Origin of the sequence: Bradyrhizobium embrapense (assembly GCF_001189235.2) — a bacterium.
Classification (GTDB): Bacteria; Pseudomonadota; Alphaproteobacteria; order Rhizobiales; family Xanthobacteraceae; genus Bradyrhizobium; species Bradyrhizobium embrapense.
This window is the reverse complement of record NZ_LFIP02000002.1, coordinates 1,224,531-1,239,262: the sequence shown is the minus strand read 5'-3', so window position 1 is coordinate 1,239,262 and position 14,732 is coordinate 1,224,531. Positions and strand designations below refer to the sequence as shown.

Annotated in this window: 8 protein-coding genes and 5 pseudogenes; 4 read left to right on the top strand and 9 right to left on the bottom strand. The window is 59.6% G+C overall.

Annotated features, from left to right (window positions below; all coding sequences use genetic code 11):
* Positions 1-48: 48 nt before the first annotated feature.
* From AKN83_RS13285 to AKN83_RS13275, 3 genes are all read right to left on the bottom strand, one after another.
* Positions 49-1,035, bottom strand: coding sequence for a FecR family protein (locus AKN83_RS13285; protein WP_050404165.1), 987 nt, complete (start codon positions 1,033-1,035; stop codon positions 49-51).
* A 112-nt stretch (positions 1,036-1,147) separates the two neighbouring features.
* Positions 1,148-1,714, bottom strand: coding sequence for an RNA polymerase sigma factor (locus tag AKN83_RS13280; RefSeq protein ID WP_083992023.1), 567 nt, complete (start codon positions 1,712-1,714; stop codon positions 1,148-1,150).
* Positions 1,707-2,417: a hypothetical protein gene (locus AKN83_RS13275; RefSeq protein ID WP_050404164.1), complete on the bottom strand. Its 711-nt coding sequence runs from the start codon at positions 2,415-2,417 to the stop codon at positions 1,707-1,709. The genes AKN83_RS13280 and AKN83_RS13275 overlap by 8 nt, the downstream gene beginning before the upstream one ends.
* A 649-nt stretch (positions 2,418-3,066) precedes the next feature.
* Between AKN83_RS13275 and AKN83_RS13265 the strand changes: the two genes are divergently transcribed.
* Positions 3,067-4,251 carry an IS481 family transposase gene (locus tag AKN83_RS13265; RefSeq protein WP_050404162.1) on the top strand — a complete coding sequence of 395 codons (1,185 nt, stop codon included), beginning with the start codon at positions 3,067-3,069 and terminating at the stop codon, positions 4,249-4,251.
* Between the two features lie 387 nt (positions 4,252-4,638).
* Here AKN83_RS13265 and AKN83_RS13260 read toward each other — a convergent pair.
* The 4 genes and pseudogenes from AKN83_RS13260 to AKN83_RS38250 all read right to left on the bottom strand — a co-directional run.
* Positions 4,639-6,209 (bottom strand): annotated as a pseudogene (locus tag AKN83_RS13260) (ABC transporter permease/substrate-binding protein).
* A 13-nt stretch (positions 6,210-6,222) separates the two neighbouring features.
* Positions 6,223-7,015, bottom strand: a pseudogene (locus tag AKN83_RS13255) (ATP-binding cassette domain-containing protein).
* A 160-nt stretch (positions 7,016-7,175) separates the two neighbouring features.
* Positions 7,176-8,114 carry a hypothetical protein gene (locus AKN83_RS13250; RefSeq protein WP_083992053.1) on the bottom strand — a complete coding sequence of 313 codons (939 nt, stop codon included), beginning with the start codon at positions 8,112-8,114 and terminating at the stop codon, positions 7,176-7,178.
* Positions 8,115-8,708: 594 nt separating this feature from the next.
* Positions 8,709-8,897: pseudogene (locus AKN83_RS38250) on the bottom strand (tyrosine-type recombinase/integrase); the annotation flags it as partial.
* A gap of 3 nt (positions 8,898-8,900) precedes the next feature.
* Here AKN83_RS38250 and AKN83_RS38245 point away from each other — a divergent pair.
* Positions 8,901-9,527: pseudogene (locus tag AKN83_RS38245) on the top strand (aminotransferase class V-fold PLP-dependent enzyme); the annotation flags it as partial.
* A gap of 181 nt (positions 9,528-9,708) precedes the next feature.
* On the opposite strand, the gene AKN83_RS42040 reads toward AKN83_RS38245, so the two are convergent.
* Positions 9,709-9,984: a LysR family transcriptional regulator gene (locus tag AKN83_RS42040; RefSeq protein WP_083992022.1), complete on the bottom strand. Its 276-nt coding sequence runs from the start codon at positions 9,982-9,984 to the stop codon at positions 9,709-9,711.
* A gap of 558 nt (positions 9,985-10,542) precedes the next feature.
* Here AKN83_RS42040 and AKN83_RS13230 point away from each other — a divergent pair.
* Together AKN83_RS13230 and AKN83_RS39600 are read left to right on the top strand one after the other, a co-directional pair.
* Entirely contained in the window at positions 10,543-13,212 is a 2,670-nt protein-coding gene (locus tag AKN83_RS13230; RefSeq protein WP_050404158.1) for a PAS domain S-box protein, read from the top strand.
* Positions 13,212-13,645: pseudogene (locus tag AKN83_RS39600) on the top strand (response regulator transcription factor); the annotation flags it as partial. The gene AKN83_RS13230 and the pseudogene AKN83_RS39600, both read left to right, overlap by 1 nt.
* Before the next feature lie 132 nt (positions 13,646-13,777).
* On the opposite strand, the gene AKN83_RS41730 reads toward AKN83_RS39600, so the two are convergent.
* A complete protein-coding gene (locus AKN83_RS41730; RefSeq protein ID WP_050404157.1) occupies positions 13,778-14,623 on the bottom strand; it encodes a Fic family protein in 846 nt (281 codons plus the stop codon).
* Between the last annotated feature and the right edge of the window lie 109 nt (positions 14,624-14,732).

Here is a 14,732-nt window from a genome sequence, read left to right as displayed (position 1 = left end):
CCGGTTGGCGTGAAGGACGTGCGTGGAACAAGATCTTGGCGAGAAGGCTCAGGCGAGCAAGACCAGTCCGCCGGGCAGTGTGCGGGCGTGAATGCCGAATGCCCGCTCGATCTGCACCAAGGCCTCGTCGGGACGATCGATCCTGAAGCGGCCGTTGACGGGATTACGCCCTAACTGCGCATTCAGCAGCACGATGCGGCCGGATCGGTATCTATTCAGCTCCTGAATCAAATCCGTCAAAGGCATCATGTTGCAGATGATCAGACCCTGCTGCCAGGCAGCGGCAATCGACGGGTCGATCGCGACGACATCGCCAAATCCGCTGTCACCGTAGGTCACACACTGCCGGGATCTGAGGACCATCCGCTGCGTCCGATGCTCCACATGCGCCTCGTTCGCGAGGCAGGTGACACGGACGCCCGCCCCCTCAACGCGCATGTCGAACTGCGCTCCCATCGACGTGGTTTTTCCACCCGCCGCGATCACACTGAATATCTCTGCGCGCCGATCGGCAACCTTGAAGGAGGCTTCGCCGGCGATCAGTTCGACCGCGCCGGACGCATCTCCCGATCCCAGCGAGATGCTGGTGCGCGTGTTCATCTGGACCACGACGCCGTCCACCACGGCCACCTCACGCTGCTCGCCGACGCCGGTGCGGTAATCAGCCCGCAGTTCGAACAGGGACGGCCACAGATCGAGTGGCGGGTGCACCACCATGATCCCGGCTGCCGTGGCCGCCAGCGCACCTCCCACCACCGCGCGGCGACTGAGGTTCGACGTCCTGCCGCCGGCGCGCGGTCCGAGGTTCGTCACTCTCTCGTCCGCGAGCAGGCTCCGACCGGCGGGCCCGAACGCCTTCCAGAAACGGCTGGCTTCGGAAAAAGCGGCCGCATGGGCTGGACTCTGGCTGCACCATCGCTGCAGCGCCGCCGCATCGGACGTCCTCGCCTCGCCGGACGTCAAGCGCCGAACCCAGGCGTGGGCTTCGCGCTCCAGCGCGGGAAGCTCGTCGTGATGTTGGTCGCTTTCAATCATCAACGTTGCATTTGCCGATCATCGTGAGGACTGCAGTTGCAGTCCGCTGCGGGCGAACCAGCGGCCCTCCCGCAACATAGACACTCCTGGGAAGCGCGAACCGCACAATTTTCTACTCCGAACGCTGGATTTTCTTGAAACGGGCAACGCAATGTTCCTGCGCCCTCCTCAATTCCTTTTCCACCAGGCTCAAGGAGATTCCGAAGCGCCGGGCAATTGCCTGCCTGGACAATCCTTCGAGCCGGGCGGCCAACAGGATAGCCCGCGGGCGCGGCGGCAGTTCGGCCATTACCCGCTTGAGCCTTTCGAGATCGGCGCGGGCAGAAATCACGCGCACGGCATCGGGCGCATCGTCGGCGAGATCAAGCAGCGCCTCGACCTCCCCCGTATTGAGGCGTCGGTTGTCGGCGCGACGCTGATTCAGCGCGATATGGAAGGCAGATCGAAGCAGGTAGGCGGCCGGATTGTGGACGTCGCCAACGATCTCCCTGCCGTTCAGACGCAGATAGGTGTCCTGCAGGGCATCTTCCGCCCATTCCAGCGAACCCAGCCGACGTGCCAGGCGCGACTTCAAGTCCTGATAGCGCTCGATCAAGAGAGCCCGCAGCGTCCGCGAACTGTCGTTGTCCGCAGCGGGCTCATGATCGGGAGAGTTCGAGAACCTCTCGTCCTCACTCATCTTGTCGGCCGCCTTCAGCCCGCGGACAGTCGACGGTGCCGCCGGACGCTTGCGGCAGGATAACCATGGTGAAGGGTTGCGTCATCTGCGCAGGGGGAGCTTCGCCTACGGCCACGCAAAGCGCTGCCTCCGCAATCGCTGCATCCCGTTGCGCATCGCCGGTCGTCCCTAAGAGCTTCACCCTCGTCACACTGCCAGAAGGTCCGACCCAAAAGCTGATTGCAGCCCGGTACGTGCCGGGCCTCGTCACACGCTGAGCGCACAAGGCATTGTTGAGCCGCTCCTGTAGCAGTGCCGAGTATCGCCGTTCAATAGCGCTCTGTTGTGACAAGGCCGCTTGCGCGATCGCCGATGGCGATCGTGTCACAGAAGTTTCATTCGGCGCCGGAACGACGACGATGGCATCGGATGCCGTGTAGTCTGCGACCAATCCGCTGCCTTTCAGAAGAAGCAGAATGGCTTGCTGAGGATAGAACTGGCCTTTCACCGGATTCGAAAGCCGTCCAACCGCAAGATTGCCATTGTAGGCGATGACGACGCCGGTCGTCTTGCCAAAGGCGTCGAGCGCCGACGCGAGCGGTTGCGAGGGAATGTCGAACCAGGCCTGACTCGCCGGCTGCGCCGTTTGCGCCGACACTGCACAAGCCCAGAACATGCCTAGGGAGAAAAAGCCGCGGAACCAGAAACGCCATCGAAACGGCATGAGATGCAGACGTCATTTCCTAAATGGACTCCGACCATCTCATAGCGTCTGCACGGGATTTGAACCACTCTCTCTTATGAGCCGGCTCCTGAATTGCGAAGAGTAACGGATCCGACATCCTCCGGCCGATTGGGTCGACACCGGTTTGGCGGACGGTCTGGGGAAGCGCGAGCTTCAGTTCAAGACCCGAAAAGCTCCCCATCATACCGGCTGAACGTCGAGATTCGACCGCAACGGTTTCGTATCGGAGCCACGGCGGATGAAACTCCGCGAACACGATCGAACCGGACCAAGACGAAAGCAGATATCTGAGGAGTTGCAGCGCCGGCACCAAGGGAAGTTGCGCTGCATCCGTCCATCCAAAGCGATAATGAGGCGCAGCTCGGCCGGCTTGAGGAAGCGCTAGCAGGGTGTCGGTGCGAGGCCGCCGAAGCATCAAAGGTCTCGTCGAGACCGTCACCGTCCCCGAGATCCGCGCAGGCAGGCGGTGTAACCGTGGAGGTTGCGGGTCTGCTCGGCGCCCTGACGGAGGAAGAGGCTTATCCCAACCGCGTCAAAGAAGTGTGGGGTGAGCGGCCCGAGACATAGGTGACAGAACGTACCGGACACATGGGTTACACTTTCCGCTTTTGTTCTGCGGGAGGTGTGGATGCCGTGGAAAGCGAGTTCGGTGATGGAAGAGCGCCTGCGTTTTGTCGCCCGGCTTCTGAATGGGGAAGCCATGTCCGAGGTCTGCCGGGAGTTCGGCATCTCCCGCAAGACCGGCTACAAGATTCTCGACCGCTACAAGGAGCACGGTCTGGAGGCGCTGAGCGACCGCTCCCGGCGCCCGGTCCGCTTTGCCAATCAGTTGCCGAGCCAGATCGAGACCCAGATCGTCCAGCTCAAGGCCGAGAAGCCGCACTGGGGTGCGCGCAAGATCCGGGAGCTCCTGGTCAGGCGCCTCGACGGTGATGTCAGGGTCCCGGCCAAAAGCACCATCCACGCGGTGCTCGACCGCCACGGCTTGGTCAAGCGCGGCGGCGGGCCGCGCCACCGCGCGCGCGGCACGCCGCTGTCGCAGGGCACACTGCCCAACGATCTGTGGTGCGCCGACTTCAAGGGCGAGTTCAAGCTCGGCAATGGCCGATACTGTTATCCGCTGACCGTTACCGATCATGCCTCGCGCTTCCTGCTGCTCTGCGAGGCGCTGGACTCGACACGCGAAGACCCTGCAATAACAGCCTTTGAACGGCTGTTCCGCGACCGCGGACTGCCGCTGGCCATTCGCTCCGACAACGGCGTGCCGTTTGCCAGTCCCAACGCTCTGTTCAATCTCTCAAAGCTCTCGGTGTGGTGGCTCAGGCTCGGCATTGCCATCGAGCGCATCAAGCCAGGCCATCCACAGCAGAACGGTCGCCATGAACGGATGCACCTCACCCTCAAGAAGGAAGCGACCCGCCCGCCAGGATTCAACAGCCTGCAACAGCAACACCGCTTCGACAGCTTCCTGCACGAGTTCAATGAAGAGCGGCCGCATGAGGCTCTCGGCATGAAGCGACCCGCCGACCTCTACTTTGCCTCACCCCGGCGCTACGACGGCCTGCCCGAGCTGGCCTATCCCTTCCACGATCGCGACGTCGTCGTCACCTCCTGCGGCCGCCTCTGCCTGCATCGCAAGAGAATCAACATTTCCCTCGTCCTGGCCGGCCAGAAGCTCGGCATCAAGGAGGTCGACGAGGGCATTTGGCTCGTCAGCTTCATGCACTATGATCTTGGATATTTCGACCTGGAGCAGAAAACCCTGCAACCTCTCGACAACCCGTTCGGCACGAGGTTGTCACCCATGTCTTAGGTACGATCCGTTACCTATGTGTCAGGGCTGGACAGGGGCAAAGGTGGTAGCGGGGGTCCGCTACGCTGCGAAACCCACTATCTCGATCTCGGACGCCTTGTTTTCTTATCGCGGAGCAGCCTAACCTCGAAATGTCGCGCGTTGACAGTCCGACAAAAGCCGCCGTTGGTGTGCAAGCTATCCTGGAACCATCTCAAATTGCTATTTGAGGCAGCCTGAGCGGGCGGATCGGTCGGCCGAACCGCCACAACGTTGCCAACGGAGCCCGACTGTACTGCCGAACTGATCGTTCATTGCAAGACGCGCAATTTCGTTCGGAACCTTGAGCACGACTCATCCGCGAAGATCGAACCTCGAACGAAAACGCCCTTGCCCGGGTACTTATATTTATCGCGACTGCAAATGCACGGCCCTTGCCAAGGCTCGCGCCGCCTCTTGCGGAGGAGCCTTGTCCGTATCGCCGTCGACCATGAGGTTAGCGGCGCGCATAGCCTCAACGGAAACCGAGCCGACAAGCGGAACAAGTGCTCGCTTCAGCCGCGCATCGGCGGCGCGCTTTGGCGCGACGAGGATCAGGGCATCATAGGAAGGTATCGCATGCTTCGGGTCAGCCAGCACGGGAAGATCAAGCGCCGCGATACGCCCGTCGCTGGAGAACGCGGAGATGACGTCGGCCTCGCCGGATTCGAGAGCATGATACATCATCGTTGGATTGAACGAGCGTCGCGCTCTGAACGACAGACCATAGGCATTCTGAAGCGAGCGCCATTCCGGTCGTCCCAGGAACTCAAGATCATCGCCGATGGTGAGTTGAGGTGCAACACGGGCAAGATCGGCAAGCGAACTGACGTTTGGTGCCCGCGCTCTTTCTCGTTTCATCGCGAGAACGTAGGCATTTTCGAAACCGAGCGCGCCAAGGACCGTGACGCCCCGCTCTGCTTTCATCCAGCGGACGATCTCCGCCTGCATCTCCTCGCGTGGCGGCATGTCGGTGCGGCCGATGACATTGCGCCAGAGCGTGCCGGAGTAGTCGACGTAAGCATCAATGTCATTGTGAGCCAGCGCGCGAAAGGCGATAGCCGAACCGAGCCCATCCTTGCGCGTTACGCCGGCTCCCTCAGCCTTCAGTCGGTCACCCATCAGGTCCGCCAGAATGAACTGTTCGGAGAAGCTCTTCGCGCCGATGACATAGGCAGCGGCTTCGTTCGAGAGCAGCGGCGCGAGAGCGGCGAGCGTGCCGAGAGAAAGCCCGGCGATACCGAACACCACACGCTTCCCGTTGCGTTCAGACGCCCCTGTCTCCACGAGGCCGAGACATAAGTCGGTGATTAGAGCAAGTCCGGCGGCGGCGATGCAGCCGAACAGCACAGAAACCCAGTTTTCGGTTTGCAATCCCGTAAAAATGTAATTGCCGAGGCTGGTTTGGCCGACGGGCGTGGAAAGCGTGGCTCCTCCAATCGTCCATACAGCTGCAGTCCGCACCCCGGCCATGATGACAGGCGTGGCGAACGGCGCCTTGACGCGCGTCAGAATCTGCTGCGGCGTCATACCACGCCTTCTGCCGCTTCGACGATGGCAGGACTGATGCCATTCAGGCCAACCACGCTGTTGCGCAAGATCGGAAGCATGGCATAGAGCGTCAACGCTATCAGCGTCGGCAAGAATCCCAGCGCGGGGATGCCGAAGCCGAAGAGCCGTGTCGTCAAGGTCGAGAGCACAAGGAGCAAAGGATAGAACAGCGCGAGCAGCACAAGTCCGGGTATGGTCTGGATCAAGCTCGCGATGGCAAGCACCAGCCTGCGTAGCCATGGCCGATTCGCTGCGAGGGCGGCCAGCGGCAGGCTGATGAGCAGTCCAAGCGTCAGCGCCGTGGCGCAAATTAGGATATGTGGCGTGAGATAGGTGGGAAGCAGGCGCCAGGCGTCGAAGAAAGCGTCTAAGCGGGCACCGGAAAGCAGCTCTGCGCCGGCATCAGGCACTGGCAGGTCCGTTGCTGGCCGCAAGCGCGGCGATACGTTCCGCTTGACGTCGCGGCACTTCCATCAAGGCGGTCACGTCCGGATCGTCAGAACCGGAGCCCATCATCAAGGCGTGCGACGAATCGTCGGCCAGTATGCGGCCGTTCTTCATGACGACGATCCGATCAGCCATCAGCGCAGCTTCCTGGATGTCATGTGTAACCATCAGGGTCGTCATGCCGAACCGGTCGTGCAGGTCGCGGTAGGAAGACCCCAGGCTGTCGCGGGTAACAGGATCGAGTGCGCCCAGCGGCTCGTCCATCAGAACAATGCGCGGTCGGGCGGCGATTGCGCGCGCGACGCCAACCCGCTTGCGCTGACCTCCGGACAGCATGTGCGGAAAGCGGCTGGCGTAATCTTGCGGCAAGTCCACCATGTCAAGCATTTCGGCCACCCGCGTTTCGATCTCGCTCGCCTGCCAGCCACGCAACCTGAGTGTTACGGCAATGTTGTCGGCAACGCGCATGTGCTTAAACAAACCGATCCCCCTGAAAGACATAGCCGATGCTCCGCCGCAGCATCGGCGGTTCGGCTTCGCTTACCGGCACTCCGTCGATCCTGACTTCTCCAACGTCAGGATCGGCGAGCCGAATGATGGTCTTCAGCAGCGTGGTCTTGCCAGATCCTGAGCCACCCACGAGCGCAACCAGTGAACCCTGCTGTACGTCGAGCGATACGTTGGAAACGGCAGCAGTCCGCCCTCCATCGTAAGATTTCGATACAGCATCGATTTCGATATACGGCACGGAAGCAGACGGATTTGAGATCGACGAAGCTGTTATGAGCAAGGCCTCCCTTTAGACTGCTGAACTGGCAGAAAGTAACAGTGCAGGAGTCAGATCATGATCCACTTGGGTGCACAGGTCACAGGGTCACGGCAACGCCCGTCTTCGGAAAGCGAGCCGGTCACGGCTCCAACGCGACCTGCAAGCCGTCGTCGCCCTCAATGTGAACATAGCGGGGTCCGATCGGACGCCCTCTACCGCTGGCGACAGTGACAATGTCTCTCAGGGGAGAGGCACGCGCATCCGCCTCAGGGCGCGACAAGATCAGATCGGCGTGAAACAGCCCTTCCGACTCAAGACCGGTCGCATCGACGCCAAGAGCCGCCAGGCTGGCCAGGCAACTTTCAAACTCTTCAGCATCGCGAAAACGACGCTGGATAAAAGTCGCGCCGGTAAGACGCTCTGTCACCAGGCCACGCTCCGCGAAAGTCGTGGCTAGAGAATCGAACGGGAACATTCGTAGCACGAACGAAATGATCCATGGACGCTTTTCTGTCGCATCGAGAATCTTGCCGAACGTCTTCTCGGTAACGTAGCCGATACACCCCGTCGACATGATGACATCCGCGGATCGGATAAGATTCGCGCTGCCGGTCGAGAGTGCCTCGGTTTCAAGATCAGCGACAATGCCCTGCTCAAGCAGGCCAACACCCGTCGCATACTTGATCGCCGGCGCCGAGATATCGAGACCGATAAATCGCGCCAGACCGACATCCGGCCAAGCGGCATAAAAATGACGATCGAGACGCACCAGTGTCTCGGAATCGACCGCCCTCATCTCGCGTCGAGCGTAGCGATGGCGCAAGCCCCCGAAAGTCAGCGGAAACCGATGCACCGCTGCATTGATGCCGTATGAGCAGCCAACATCAAGCACGTTCGGCTTAACGCCGGTTGCCGAAGCTTTCGCTGCCAGAATTTGGCGCACAACCGGCTCAGCCACGTCCGGGATCATGTAATCCAAATCGCCCAGGACAGAGAAATATGCCCTGGGATCATCCAGCGAGTAAATATCGTCGAAGACGGCCTTGGACTGATTGATGCGCGAAAAATGTGTTTGCAACCCGGTCTCCCATTTCACCTTGCAAGCCACTCGACGGCTGCTGCCTTCAAGGGCTTGATGCCTTATTGCAGAGATTGACTGACGCATAAACCCCATTGCGCAATTTCAATCTCGCTTCGTGGAACTGCGCTGATCACTGATGTGCACGCGCGTGTAACGCGGCTTTCCAAACCATCGCGTGTTGGGGCGGCTTGATGTGCGATCAGGATGATGCCGAGTATGCCGGTCGCTCTGGCAGAGAACAAAATCAATTCCAGTGCTGCGCGAATGAAAGCGTGCGGACAGTCGGCCTCGATAATCCACAATGCAGGCGAGGCACGGACGCGGCACGCTCACGTTGCGTGCTCGGTGGCGCCAGTCGCAGCACCGGAGAACATTTCGCAGAGGCATGGAATGCGCTCGTACCAGCACAGTTGCCGACAACAGGTTGAGACCCTGCCAATAGGAAGGGCGCTCAGATGGGAATGATTAGCCCGCGCCCGATGGATCGTACTTGGCCTACTGACAAGGCGCGGTGGAGCCGTTCCTCGGCAACGGCAACTCACGCACGTGGTTGGGGCCATGTGAGAAAATGCGCCGAGCCGCCACGCCGAGGATGATGAGCGCGGTGTCCAGCGTATGGATGTACTTGCTGGTAACCGAACCTTTGGCATGGCCGACCAGAGCCGCGATGGTCACTTCAGTAAAGCCGAGATCGTTGGCGATGCTCGCGAAACTATGGCGCAGGACGTGGGGGGTAATATCGGATAGCGGGGAGTCCTCGAAGAGATGCTTCCAATGGTTCCCTACCTGCTGGATGCCTGCCAGGCTGTTGGCCAGATCCCCGTCGACGTCCGCGCACTTGGTTGCGACATACTCACGGCGACAGGTCGGATATTCTTGCGTGGTCCGCGCGGAACAGGGTTCCTCTACATGCGCGACGATTTCCTGAAGGACATTGAACCGGCCATGATTGACCTGTTCGGAGCCCCTTGGGTTGGACCTGAGCGTTACGAACTTAGGCCTGACGCACGACGATTCGAAACGTGGGAAGCGAACTATGCGGCGCGGCTTGGACTTGGGATCGCTGCTGACTACGCGCTTGCAATTGGCATCGAGAGGATCGAACGACGTTGCCGCCAGCTTGCGAATGAATTGCGAGCAGCACTTGGCACGGTCCCTGGGGTGTTGCTCCATGATCTCGGAGAACGTCCCGCTTCAATCGTATCGTTCACAGTTCGTAAGGCCGCACGCGAGGTCATGCGCGGCGTTGCTAGGCAGACCATCAACCTATCGGTCTCGCCACCAACGAGTACACCGTTGGATGCTGCGCGAAGAGGCCTTCCGGACGTTGTTCGCGCATCGACGCACTACTACAATACGATTGAGGAGGTTCACACTCTCGCGTCAGTGGTCAGGGGAATTGCCGCCTAACCGTGGATTGCAAGCTGCGCCAAGACCAGGACGTTCGGTTTTCGACCACCGAGTGGGCGGCTTGTCGATAGCTCGTCCCTTCGGTTAGCAGCTCACCTATTGCTTCATTTCCGTCGGCGATCGAGGCCTCAAAGAACCTGTAGCGGCGAGCACCGCCTCAAATGACTGCGGTGCGCAGGTCCTAACGGTAGAACGCCTTGTTTGCCCCGAATATTTCAATCACGAAATCAAAGACCGCCGCCATCCTGGGAACCTGCCGTAGCTCTTCGTGGATGGCAATCCAGAAGCCGCGATTTGTCTTGGCCTCAACCGCCAGTACGCGCCTGAGGGTAGGCTCAGAGTCCGCCAGGCAGGTGGGAAACATTCCGATGCCGAAGCTTCGCCTGACGGCCTCCAATTGGACAAGTGGGCTGGTGCTACGGAAAACGACGGGCCTCTCGCCGACGGTGTCATGCAGCGTGCGGAGATTTCGATCATATCGCCGATATAGTCCACAAAAACATGATCATCGGCTTGCTCCAGACTTTGAGGCACGCCATGACGGTCAATGTAGCTTTCGGAGGCATAGAGATAGACGTCGCATCTGGCGATTCGCCGGGCGATATGGCGTGGACCGGTCGGGCGCACGATCCCGATGGATATGTCAGCCTCTCGCCGCGTCAGACTTTCGGTCTGCATCGCGGTGACGGCGCGGCGCCATAGCCGCCTGTAGAAACGTGTTTACAGCAACCCAGTCCGCGACGATCCGCTCCAGCAATCGATCGGAGTGGGGTGGAGATGCGAACCAAAGAAGCTTGAGGCGCATAGCTCGGGCACGGTTGTTAGCTTCGATATTGAAAGGTTTAAAAGAACTATACGAACGTTTGTAATGCGCTTTCCTTCGGCTCATGCTGAGTTCAGTGACCGCCGACGGTTCTCGGCACCGCCCCTAAAGTGCTGTTCGGGGCGAAAGGAATTGCCGCATTTTTGCCCAATATGTTAACCTCTTCCGCCAGAGAATGGCGGATGACTGTGTATGTATAATCAGCTCACCAAGTTCGGACATTCAGTAGGGCAGCTTGCTTTCGGCAGCATTGCGCTGGCGGCGGTGACGCTAACTTCCGTATACGTTCACAGCCACTTCGCGGCAACAGCGTTTGCCTATTTGGTGGTGATATTGCTGTTTTCGCTGATGGGTAGCTTCATCGCATCGTCCGCCCTCTCTATCTTCTCCGTCGCGGCTTTGGCCTACTTGTTTACGCCACCAACATTCAGTCTCCAGATTGACGACCCCCAAGACCTTCTTGTGCTTGTCGCTTTCCTTACTGCATCAATTGTCGGAACGCAGCTGATCAGAAACGTTCGCCACGAGAGGGAGACTGCGCGTGAGATCGCAGCCAAGCTACGGAACAGCGAGGCCGATTTGCGTGACCGCGAGAAACGATGGCGCGCAATCTTTGAGCACAATCCGGTCATGTACTTCATGGTCGATGAAGCCGGAACGGTTCTCAACGTCAACACTTTCGGTGCGACACAACTCGGCTATGCGCCCGAGGAAATAGTCGGCCTATCCGTGCTGAAGATCTTTCGGGACGAAGATCGCGAGCTTGTCCGCAAATGCATAGGAGAGTGCCTTGCAAATATCGGCCAATCGCACACCTGGGATATCGAGAAGGTGAGGAAGGACGGCTCGGTGCTGTGGGTGCGAGAGAACGCCAAAGCCATGCCGTGGGCTGATGACAAGCCCATCGTCCTCCTCGCTTGCGAAGATATCACTGAGCGAAGACGGACTGTACTTGCTCTGCGGCGGAGTGAAGCCCATCTGGCCCAGGCGCAGGAGTTGAGCCACACCGGCAGCTTCGGCTGGAACGTCGCCACCGGCGAGGTCTTTTGGTCCAGGGAGAATTATCGTATTTTCGAATACGACCCTGAGACCAAACCGACGCCGCAGTTCGTCCTTGACCGCACCCACCCCGAAGATAAGGCTTCCGTTCAAGACGTTTTGAATCGAGCGTCTCAAGGCCAGGATTTCGAGCACGAATACCGACTGCTGATGCCCGATGGGTCGGTAAAGCACATTCACGCGCTGGCTCGGACCACAAGAACCGCCTCTGGCGATATCGAGTTTGTCGGGGCGGCGACGGACATCACGGCAAGAAAGCAGGCGGAACAGCACCTGCGCCGGAGCGAAGCCTATCTGGCCGACGCACAGCGGCTTAGCCATACGGGCACCTGGTGCTGGGACTGCAACCGTCGCTGTTTTGCGTACCGCTCCGCCGAAGTCAGCCGCTTATTTGGCTTCGACCCGGACGAACCTGTATCGCTTGAGGCCATCCGGTCGCGTATCCATCCAGACGACTTGCCGCTGCAGCAGAATGTGCAGCGTCAGGCAATCGAACAGAAGACGGGGAACTTCGAGTATGACTTTCGAATCCTCCTACCCGATGGCGCAATAAGGCACATACACGCAGTTGCGCACGCCGTGGTGGGAAGCGATGGCTCCACCGTCGAGCTCATCGGGACGCATATGGACGTCACCGAGCAACACGCAGCCAGGGAACGGTTAGAAAACACCCTTGCCGCGTTGCGCGAAAGCGAGCAGCGTTTTCGCGACTACGCCGAGACGGCGTCCGACTGGTTATGGGAGACCGGCCCAGACCACCTGCTTACCCAATTTTTGGAGCACGCCGGCACCGCGGGCGTCGTGGCGAAAGGGGTTATCGGCTTACCCCGCCGAGAAATTGCGCGCGACGTCGAAGAAGAACCCGAGAAGTGGCGCCAACATCAGGCGACGCTAGACGCGCGTCTCCCATTTCGAGATCTGATCTACCGTACCGTTAACCGGCACGGCTCTCCGACCTACGTCCGAAGCAGCGGCAAGCCCTTTTTTGACGGAAGCGGCAACTTTCTTGGCTACAGGGGCGTCAGCACCGACATCACCGCGATGATTAGGGCAGATCAAGCCGAACAAGAGCTGAGAAAGGCCCAAGCGGAGCTAGCGCATGTGACGCGCGTAACGACGCTTGGGGAGCTGACAGCCTCCATCGCCCACGAAGTAAATCAACCGCTTGCCGCTATCATCAACAACGCCGATGCGTGCCTCGGTTGGCTGGGTCGAAACACACCTGACCTTCCTGCTGCGCGCAGCTCGGTGGAGTGGATCATCGAAGACGCGATCCGTGCAAGCGAAGTGATCCGCCGCATCAGGGCACTTGCGAAGAAAGGCGAGATCGAGATGGTCACAATCGATATCAACGAAGTCGTCAAGGATGCCATCGCGCTGGTGACACGCGAGTTGGCCAATCATCACGTCACCTTGCGGACTGAGCTGGCGCCGATGCTTCCCGCGATTCTGGCCGACCGGGTCCAGCTGCAGCAGGTAATCATCAATCTCGTGATGAACGGGATCGAAGCCATGCAAACGGTTGACGACCACACGCGCGAACTCATGATTAAGTCATCCCTAGATGATATGGGCCGGGTGCAACTCTCGGTGACCGATTGCGGCGTCGGGATCGCCGAGGATGATACGAACCGAATTTTGGATCCTTTCTTCACCACCAAAGCGAGTGGCCTTGGAATGGGCCTGTCGATCTGCCGTTCCATTGTGGAAGCCCATGGAGGGCGCCTGTCAGTCGTCCGCAAGCAAGGGCCGGGCGCGACCTTCCAATTTGTTCTGCCCTTGCATAAGGAGGTTGTATCGTGATTGGGCGCTTTGATTCGTCGCGAGAAAGCAGGACAGCTACGGAGCCGACAAGTGCGGCCGTGTTCGTTGTCGAGGATGACGCCTCGATGCGTCGGTCGCTCACAAACCTTTTTCAACAAGTTGGACTGGACGTGGTGACTTTTGGATCAGCCCACGAAATGCTTCAGAACAACGTTCCGACGTTGTCAGCTGTCTGGTTCTTGACATCCGACTACCGGGACAGAGCGGGCTCGAATTCCAGGCTGAGCTGGCAAAGTCGAACATTCGAATGCCGATTATTTTCATCACCGGCCACGGCGACATTCCAATGAGCGTCAGGGCGATGAAGGGAGGAGCGGTCGATTTTCTCACCGAGCCGTTTCGCGAGCAGGAACTTCTTGATGCGGTGGCGGCGGCGACCGAACGGAATCGCAAGAGACGAGAGGGTGCGGAATGCTGCACGCATCTGACGGATGCGGCGATCAAACATGATACGACGCATTGTTTTCAGGGCGAATGTTATAGGCAATTGATACTTCGAGCGAACGCAGTACCCGAATTTGGTTGGTCGGTCGCTTTGCACATTCTACGGAAACAATCCGGGAAGGAAACGTTCGGCCCTATGCGCCGGCAACGAGAAACTGACCGCTTCGTCGTGCACATTGACCACGCCATCCCGTTTCAGCTGATCAATCACTTCGACTGCGTTGACGTTGTTTCCCACGACGAGCTGGCAACGGGACTTGCTTAAGGCGCCTTCGTTGAGGATGGCCTTGAGAAGCGGGCCGGCGGCGGGGTCCAGCCGACTTCCGGGAGTTCCTCCTTGGCCTGCGCCCTGACCGTACACGGAAGCTGTCTCGACCCACCTGTCGATGTGGCTCGAGAGCTCGTCCAGCCGCATGACCTTGCGCATAAACTGGATCTGCTCGAGACATGTGTTCAAAAAGAATTCCGAGAATTGCGACAATACGCTCTCGCTGAGATTGCCGCGGCCATCGAGATCTCCTCTTCGGGATTGATCGCATGCCTCGATCAGTCCTTTGTACTCGGTCTGCCGGATCGCGAGCCCTCTGGAAACAGACCAGAGGCTGTGCGTCCTCAGTGTCCGGCCGAGCATGGCGTCGCTCATGAGCCGGGCCCCCCGCCCGTTTCCGTCCCCAAAGGGATGGATCCACAACAGACGATGATGGGCGGGGGCCGCCGCCAATACGATGGATTCCGGCGACCTCATCACACCGTAGACCTGCTCGAATCTGTTCACAAGCCGGGGAATGGCGCCGGGGCTGGGCGGCCCGTGTCTTCCGACTGACGTGAAATCTCGTCTAAAACCGCCGGGCACGACGAGCTCCCGACGCGTGCCATCCTGGTTTTCGATCCATTGCGGTTCGGGGAATTCCGAGAAGAAGCGATCGTGGACGAGCCCTCGGCGCATAGGAGTGTGCTTCGTCCTATTAGTACGCCACAGCTACCCGGCAACCTTACCTGCGTTCTAGCTCTCTTTCTTCGTTGAGAAACCTACGCGATCTTATTGTCTCAGACCG

Excerpts from the sequence above, each read along its gene's own strand:
- AKN83_RS13285 (WP_050404165.1), bottom strand. The coding sequence starts at position 1,035 with ATGATTGAAAGCGACCAACATCACGACGAGCTTCCCGCGCTGGAGCGC.
- AKN83_RS13280 (WP_083992023.1), bottom strand. The coding sequence starts at position 1,714 with ATGAGTGAGGACGAGAGGTTCTCGAACTCTCCCGATCATGAGCCCGCT.
- AKN83_RS13275 (WP_050404164.1), bottom strand. The coding sequence starts at position 2,417 with ATGCCGTTTCGATGGCGTTTCTGGTTCCGCGGCTTTTTCTCCCTAGGC.
- AKN83_RS13265 (WP_050404162.1), top strand. The coding sequence starts at position 3,067 with ATGCCGTGGAAAGCGAGTTCGGTGATGGAAGAGCGCCTGCGTTTTGTC.
- AKN83_RS13230 (WP_050404158.1), top strand. The coding sequence starts at position 10,543 with ATGTATAATCAGCTCACCAAGTTCGGACATTCAGTAGGGCAGCTTGCT.
- AKN83_RS41730 (WP_050404157.1), bottom strand. The coding sequence starts at position 14,623 with ATGCGCCGAGGGCTCGTCCACGATCGCTTCTTCTCGGAATTCCCCGAA.